The following is a 7,363-nucleotide window of genomic DNA, read 5'->3' on the forward strand; positions in this document are numbered from 1 at the left end:
GCAGACACCTTAAGCTTGCAGGAGATAGTCAGGACTTGGGGCATGCCCCTATCTATTTTATCTCATCAGATGCTATACTGTCGTCCGGCTTCTCGCATTCCTCCCGACGCAAGGACTCCGTCCCGCTTCGCGACTGGCTGCGCCAGAGCGCGGCTTTCTGCGGTTTCTAGGTGATCTCATCCAGGGGAGCTGCGGAGTTGTCTCGATGGGCCAAGAGATTGCCTCCCTCAGCTTTGGCGCGGAGGATTTTGCTGAGTTCAAAGCTCGGCTGCAGCAAGAAACGGATTTGCTGGAGCGCTGGCTGGCCGGTGTGCCGGGGCTGGATCCCGCCTGTCGACCTTTTGCCCAGGGATCCCTGGTGGGTGGGTTTGAGCTGGAAGCTTGGCTAGTCACCCCCCAGGGAGAGCCGGCCCCGATCAACTCCGCCTACCTGGAGGCCGTCAACAACCCGCTGGTGGTGCCGGAACTGGCCCGCTTCAACATCGAGATCAACGGCCGGCCTCAGGTCTTGGTCGGTTCGGCTCTGCGGCAGTTGCAGCAAGAGCTGGCGCAGACCTGGGCTCACTGCTGCCGAGTGGCCGAGCAACTGCAGGCGGGGCTGATGATGATCGGCATTTTGCCCACGCTGCAGCAGCAGCAGCTCACTTTGGAAATGATCTCGCCTCGCAAGCGCTACCTGGCCCTCAACGAGCAGATCCTAAACCTGCACCGGCGCGAGCAACCCTCAGGGATCCCGCCCCTGGGGCTGGCGATCGCAGGGCCTGCCACCCGGCTACGCGTCACCCACCCAAACGTCATGCTGGAGGCAGCCACCACCTCCTTTCAGATCCATCTGCAGGTGTCGCCCCACCAGGCAGCCCGCTACTTCAACGCTTCCCTGCTCGTATCGGCCCCCTTGGTAGCCCTGGCAGCCAATTCTCCCTATCTGTTTGGGCACGACCTGTGGGCGGAAACCCGCATCCCGGTGTTTGAGCAGGCGTTGGATGGCCCACCCCCCCTCGCCCCTACCCACCAAGCTCGCGTTACCTTCGGGCAAGGCTATGTCCAGGAATCCCTAATGGAGCTGTTTTGGGAAAATCTGCACCGCTACCCGGTGGTGTTGCCGCAAAGGTTAGCCGCTGCCCCCTCGGAGCTGGCCCACCTGCGTCTGCACAACGGCACCATCTGGCGCTGGAACCGCCCCCTCATCGGCTTGGAGCCCATTCCCCACCTGCGCATCGAACAGCGGGTGGCTGCAGCAGGCCCCACCCTGCCGGACATGATTGCCAATGCGGCCTTCTACTTTGGCCTGGTGCAAGCCCTGGGATCCCGACCTCTTCCCCCGGAGCAGGAGCTGAGCTTTGCCCAGTGCCGCGCCAATTTTTATACGGCCGCCCGCTTCGGCCTCGAGGCCCCCATCACCTGGCTCAACGGTTGGCAGGGATCCCTGCGCCAATTGTTGTTGCAAGAGCTGCTCCCGCAAGCAGAGGCGGGCTTGGCGCAACTGGACTTGGCGCCCCAGGACATCCAGGAGTACCTGGGCATTCTCCGCGGCCGTGTCGAGTCGGGGCAGAATGGGGCCACCTGGCAGCGCCGCTACGTGGCTCGGCATGGTAAAGATATGCAACAATTGACCTGTGCCTACTGGGAACGGCAGCGGCAAGGTCAGCCGGTACACACCTGGGATCTCGGCTAGGGAAGCCGTCTCCCCATAGTTGCCGGCAGGGGGGATAAGTCACCGCTTGGGCATGCCTGCATCGGAAGGGATGCTTTCTCAAAGGTCAGGGCGACGACCTAAGCCACAAGCACGACAGCCAGTTGTTTACCTCCAGCTAAGGATGAGACAGTTCGCTACCCCAATCTCCATCTCCCCTCTCCCGTTGGGAGAGGGGCTGGGGGTGAGGGCCTATTTCCCGGATCCCCTCTGCCCTTGAGCAGCCAAAAGGTTTGCGTTGAGGTGCTTGTCCAAAAAACCGTATGCTCACTGTTCTCGATCACCTGCCGGAGCAACTCCTAGATTTAGAAGCCCATCAACTCTACGACCAATTGGGCGGGCCAACCCTCATCCATCTGGCAGGACGACGGGATCCCCCCTTGTTTGTGTCCGTCCTGCTCCACGGCAACGAGGTCACCGGTTGGCAGGCGGTGCGACAGCTTCTGCGCCGCTACGTCCACCGGGAACTGCCCCGTTCCCTGTCCCTTTTCATCGGCAATGTGCAGGCTGCCCGCCACGGGCAACGGCGGCTAGACAGCCAACCGGACTACAACCGCATCTGGGGCCCCGGCTCCACTCCCGAACACGCTATGGCTCAGGCCGTCCTGCGGCAGATGCAGCAACGCGGCGTGTTTGTCAGCGTTGACCTCCACAACAACACAGGCACCAATCCCCACTACGCCTGTGTCAATTACTTAGATCGTTCTACCTTGCACCTGGCCACCTTGTTTGGGCGCACCGTCCTCTATTTCACCAAGCCAGAAGGGGTACAGAGTATGGCCTTTGGGCGCTTCTGCCCGGCGGTGACCCTGGAATGTGGCAAGCCGGATCAGCCCCACGGCACCCAACATGCCTACGAATTTCTGGAAGCCTGCCTGCACCTGTCGGCGCTGCCGCAACGCCCCGTCCTGCGACAGGATATCGATCTATTTCACAGCGTCGCCATCGTCAAGATCCCGGAGGAGGTGAGCTTCAGCTTTGGGGAAGCGGGGGAAGAGCCCAAGGGATCCCAGCCGCACCTGCGCTTTCTCCCCGATTTGGATCTCCTCAACTTTCGGGAGCTCCCTCCCCACACCCGCATCGGCTGGACAAACAACGGCTTCCACCTGGAGGTCCAAGACGAGCAGGGCCAAGATGTGGCGGATCGCTTCTTCTACGCCCAAGATGGCGAAATTCGCACCCGCGTGCCCCTTGTGCCGGGCATGCTCACCCTCAACAGCCGCATCATCCGCCAAGATTGCCTCTGTTACCTGATGGAGCGCTACCCTCTAGCTGGCTAAACTTCCGCGCTACTTCTGGGCGTAGTCTACATGGCGCAAGTGACGGACTTTCTCGCCCTCGATTGGCCCATCCCCGCAAGAGGCAACAAGGCAAGCTCTTGTCCAGAACCCGGGCTTGCTGCAGAATGGGCTAGGAACGGCGAAGCAGCCACTCTCCGGCTGTGTGAAGATCCTGGGTTACCCGTCCGTTGAAGCAGCAACTCTGAGAAATCATCCAGGGATCCTGTCCTGCTGGCGTGAGCGGACGTCTTTGCCCCAGTCCGTCAGGGCTTAGCGGGAGAGGGTATGCCTGGGGTTATTCTGGGTATAGCCGTTCTTCCGGAGTTGTGCCGCGCCCAAAGCGGGATCCAAACCCCAAAAAGCTTCGCTCTTCGGGATCCCAGCAGGTGCCAGCCCTGGAAGCTCTTGTTTTTTCCATTTACTCCATTCACGAGAGGGGGATGAAACTATGGATATGGATCTCCGTCCGCTGATCGTCCTGGCACCTATTGTTTTGGTGGTTGGCTGGGCAGCCTACAACATCATCAAGGCTGCCATCAAGGGGGAAGCCAAGCTCTTCGGCGAAAGGGGCAACAACCCCTTTGGCAAAGGCGGGAGCTGAAGGTGGGATTCGGTTGCAGCCGATAGGCTCTGTATGTCGGACAAAAATCTCCAGGGTGCAATGCCCCCTTCCGGCCTGGGCAGCGGAAAGTCGGCGGACGTCGTTGTCGTTGGCGCCGGGGTGGCTGGCCTAGCCTGTGCACGGCAACTGCGGCGGGCGGGGCTGGAGGGCTTGGTGCTGGAGAAATCGGTGGGTTTGGGTGGGCGCATGGCCACCCGGCGGGTTGAGCATGCCGGACAAACAGTGCCTGTAGATCACGGGGTTCAATATCTGACCCCCGATTCCGACAGCTTTTATCGCTGGGTGAAGGAGCTGCTGGGCCTGGGGCTGCTGAGGGAATGGACGCGCTCGTTGCACCTGCTGGATCGAGAGGGGCTGCGCCCAGAGGACTCCAATGCTGAGAAACCCCGCTACATCTGCCCCCGGGGCATGACGATGCTGGCCAAACAGCTAGCCACTTCCTTGTCCATCCACACCCAAACGCGTGTGGTTGGCCTCAGGCCGCTGGCAACCACCTGGCAATTACAGGCCGAAAACGGCCAGTGCTACGAGGCCGCGGCAGTGGTGATGGCAATCCCGGCTCCCCAGTTGTTGCCTTTGCTGCAAGAGGGGATTCCTCCTGCCAACAACCTGCTATCTCTGCTGGGATCCGCCGCCTACCAGCCCTGCATTGCCGTTTTGGCCGGCTATTCAGAGAGCACGCCGCTGCCGCCTTGGAAGGGGATCAAGTGTTTGCAGGATCCGATGCTGGCCTGGCTGGCCCTGGACAGCAGCAAGCGCCCGCAGCCCTTGCCGCCGCTGGTGGTCTTTCACGGGGGGGCGGAGTGGTCGTCGCTATATCTGGATGCTGGCCCCGCCGAGCTGGAAAAAGCTGGTCGAGAACTGCTGGCCCACGCCGCCAAACGCCTGGATCCCTGGCTGGCCTCGCCGCAATGGATGCAGGTGCATCGCTGGCGCTACGCTTTTCCCGTGGAAACGATAGGTTTGGCCAGCCTGGGCACCCACGTCCCTGCCAGTGCCGGCAGGGGGTTGCCGTTGGTCTGCGCCGGCGATTGGTGTGCCGGAGAGCGAGTAGAAGGTGCTTGGCTCTCCGGCCAGGATGCTGCTAAAACCTTGCTGGCAATGCTGGGGATCCCTGTGCAGGCCCGCTAACGGCGCCATGTTTCGGCGTGATTTGGAGTAGCTATATCAAGCTGGGGCTGAAGATGGCGGCGGGATCAAACTGCTGCTTCAGCTTGCGCATCAGGGTTGCTGTCGGGCCGAAATCGTGGGCCAGAGCTGTCTTCAGGGCTGCCGGTGCCTCCAGCAGCAGGAGAAACCCGCCTACCGACTTGAGGTAGCGCTGTAACTGTAGCAGGGATCCCACCTCAGGCTGGGGGATCCAAGCCCGCCCCAGGCCGCAGCCGCGATGCAGTTGCACCTGAGCTTTGGGAAAGAGGGACTGAAACTGCTCTAAAATGGCCAGGCTCTGGCTGGGCAAGCAGCCGAACTTGGCCAGAACCATTCCTGAAGCGGGTGGGGGCATGGACAAAGCCCCAGGGCCTGCCTCTTGCCAAGCCAACTCCCCTGCAGCCAGCCGCCGCACCTGGGCCATTTGCTGGGCAATTGCCCGCCCCGAGCCGTGGAAGCTGAGCCAAAGCTGTGGCCCTTCTGCCCTCAGCCAGAGATCCATCCCCACTGGGCTCACCGGCGCACTCAGTACCTGCCGAGCCAGGGCCTCCACGTCCGCTAGGGATCCCCTGGCCAGCAAAGTTGTCTGGGCCGCCGGCAGGGGATAGAGCCGCAGGCTGACTTGGGTCAGGATCCCCAAGCTGCCCAGGGATCCGGCGAACAGTCTTGTCAAGTTATAGCCGGCCACATTCTTGACCACCCGCCCGCCCGCTTTGGCCACTTCCCCGTCCGCCCGCACCCAACTAATGCCCAGCACTAGGTCGCCAATGCTACCGTAACGCCAGCGCAGCGAGCCCGTATCGGCAGTGGCGATAATGCCGCCCACTGTGGCCCAGTCAGGGTAAAGGGGATCCACCGGCCACCATTGCCCCCGCTCGGCCAAGATGGCCTGTAGCTCCGCCAGGGTCATACCGGCCTCTACCGTCGCCGTTAGGTCAGCAGCTGCATGGTCGATCAAGCGGCACAGCCCACGGGTACTGAGGATAAGATCCACTGTCTCCAAGCGAGGAGCCCATCCCCACTTGCTCCCCTGCCCAAGCGGCAGCACCTTCTGCCCGCGGCACTCTTTTAGGAGCTGCACCAATTCTGGAACCGTCGAGGGAGTTTGGATGGAAATAGGAGCAGCCTGGCTGGAGAGAAAATCTGTCAGCGGCGGAGAAAAGGTCATCGAGAAGAACTGAGCTTAGAACGCACCAAAAGGTAAGCAAAACCTGAACCCCCACGTATCGGGATCAACTTGCCTGATTTCAGTGTAGGTGGCAAGCTCCTCCCCTGGTCAGTATAGCCGCGGCTCCCTCTGGGTAGCCAATGAAGCTCGCGATAGAGGCAGCTTCCCAAGTCCCTTCCCCGGGAACGAAGGGTTGGGGAGGGATCGCCTCAGCGGCACAGATCGATCTCAGGCAAGCTGGCAGCCGCTCAAACAAAATCCGTCAAATCTGTCTTCAATCAAACCAATTAAAGCTTAAGCCGATGACGCGAGGATGCTTGAAAAAACAGAGTAACAAGATGATGATTGTCCCTTTTTAGACAAAGGCAAAATCTCGATAAGGTGTAAGAGTCGCAACCTAGGGCTGAAAATTACCTTCAATAGCAAGCTAAGAGCTTAACTTGTTCCTGAAGTCTCAGTCCATAAACCAACATAAATTAGTTGGACGGTAAGTTTAAATAGTGAATAGATGTAAAGATTTATGTCAAGATCCAAAACTTCTTTGCTCGACGTGGTACTCTCAATTATAAGGTTAAAGTTAGGTTAAAACCATCACCTACCTAGAGTCAAAACTACCTCTGAGTATTTTGTCTGGTTTTGGCTAAAGGCTCCTGGCCGCGATACTATTTAAAACTTTTTTTGACTGTAACTTTAAGGTTCAGTTGTCCTCCGACATGGCGCAAGATTTGCCCTCTCCATCGGGATCCCTGGAACAGTTGTTTGGCCGGATGCCGCCCTTGGTCGGGCTTGACAGCTCCCTTGCCGAGCTTCTCTCCCTGCTGGCGCAAAAGAATGGCTCCTGGCCCTACGCCTTGGTGGTGGACGCAGGCCGAGTGGTGGGCATTTTGACACCTGTGGACGTGTTGCGGTGGGTGGCCAGCGACCGCTCTTGGCAGGGATCCACCCTGGCTGAGGTGATGACCACCCTGGTCGTGACCTTGGCCGTCGGCAACTACCGCGATCCCTTGGCATTGTTGGAGTTGATGCGGGCCCACGGGATCCGCCACTTGCCGGTGGTGGACGAAGCGGGATCCCTGTTGGGGGTGGTGAACCAAGATGAGCTGTGCTGGCGGCTAACCTTAGGCCCGCCGCCTTCAGCAGCGGTCTGGAGGGAGCCGTCAACAGGGAAGCTGGATCTACCAGATCGACAAACCACCCTGAATTTGCGCGTTGCCATCGAACGCGCCATTCCTCTGGGCATTGCCGCCGTCAATTCACAAGGCAGACAGATCTACGTCAACGAGACCTTTGCCACGATGGTGGGCTGGCCCAAGGAGGAGCTCATCGGGAAGGAGCCCCCTTTTGTCTATTGGCCCCCGGAAGAGATGGGCAAGATCACCGCCGCCTTTGCCCAGGGGCGGCCCCCGCAGGGATGGGAACTGACCTTCAGGCGCCGCAGCGGGGAACGGTTT

6 protein-coding genes are annotated in these 7,363 nt (G+C 60.2%); 5 read left to right on the forward strand and 1 reads right to left on the reverse strand.

Features of this window, described 5'->3' with window-relative positions; all coding sequences use genetic code 11:
- Nucleotides 1–205 precede the first annotated feature (205 nt).
- The 4 genes from NW835_RS11875 to NW835_RS11890 all read left to right on the forward strand — a co-directional run bounded on the left by NW835_RS11875 (nt 206) and on the right by NW835_RS11890 (nt 4,726).
- On the forward strand, nt 206–1,675 hold the full coding sequence (locus NW835_RS11875) for a glutamate-cysteine ligase family protein (RefSeq protein WP_414415386.1): 1,470 nt from the start codon (nt 206–208) through the stop codon (nt 1,673–1,675).
- A 281-nt stretch (nt 1,676–1,956) separates the two neighbouring features.
- Nucleotides 1,957–2,973, forward strand: coding sequence for a M14 family metallopeptidase (locus NW835_RS11880; RefSeq protein WP_414415387.1), 1,017 nt, complete (start codon nt 1,957–1,959; stop codon nt 2,971–2,973).
- 448 nt (nt 2,974–3,421) lie between these two features.
- Entirely contained in the window at nt 3,422–3,574 is a 153-nt protein-coding gene (locus NW835_RS11885) for a photosystem II protein Y (RefSeq protein ID WP_414365453.1), read from the forward strand.
- A gap of 33 nt (nt 3,575–3,607) precedes the next feature.
- Nucleotides 3,608–4,726 (forward strand): NAD(P)/FAD-dependent oxidoreductase, encoded by a 1,119-nt coding sequence (locus NW835_RS11890; RefSeq protein WP_414415388.1) that lies wholly within the window; start codon nt 3,608–3,610, stop codon nt 4,724–4,726.
- Between the two features lie 31 nt (nt 4,727–4,757).
- On the opposite strand, the gene NW835_RS11895 is transcribed toward NW835_RS11890, so the two are convergent.
- Complete coding sequence (locus tag NW835_RS11895) at nt 4,758–5,912, reverse strand: FAD-binding oxidoreductase (protein ID WP_414415389.1); 1,155 nt, start codon at nt 5,910–5,912, stop codon at nt 4,758–4,760.
- 701 nt (nt 5,913–6,613) lie between these two features.
- Between NW835_RS11895 and NW835_RS11900 the strand changes: the two genes are divergently transcribed.
- The coding region (locus NW835_RS11900) for a CBS domain-containing protein (protein WP_414415390.1) at nt 6,614–7,363 on the forward strand (750 nt) is incomplete at its 3' end.

This window comes from Synechococcus sp. OH2 (assembly GCF_047462155.1).
Lineage (GTDB): Bacteria > Cyanobacteriota > Cyanobacteriia > Thermostichales > Thermostichaceae > Thermostichus.

Bases quoted from the DNA above. Each gene is read 5' to 3' on its own strand.
- NW835_RS11875 (WP_414415386.1), top strand. From the start codon at position 206: ATGGGCCAAGAGATTGCCTCCCTCAGCTTTGGCGCGGAGGATTTTGCT.
- NW835_RS11880 (WP_414415387.1), top strand. From the start codon at position 1,957: ATGCTCACTGTTCTCGATCACCTGCCGGAGCAACTCCTAGATTTAGAA.
- NW835_RS11885 (WP_414365453.1), top strand. From the start codon at position 3,422: ATGGATATGGATCTCCGTCCGCTGATCGTCCTGGCACCTATTGTTTTG.
- NW835_RS11890 (WP_414415388.1), top strand. From the start codon at position 3,608: ATGTCGGACAAAAATCTCCAGGGTGCAATGCCCCCTTCCGGCCTGGGC.
- NW835_RS11895 (WP_414415389.1), bottom strand. From the start codon at position 5,912: ATGACCTTTTCTCCGCCGCTGACAGATTTTCTCTCCAGCCAGGCTGCT.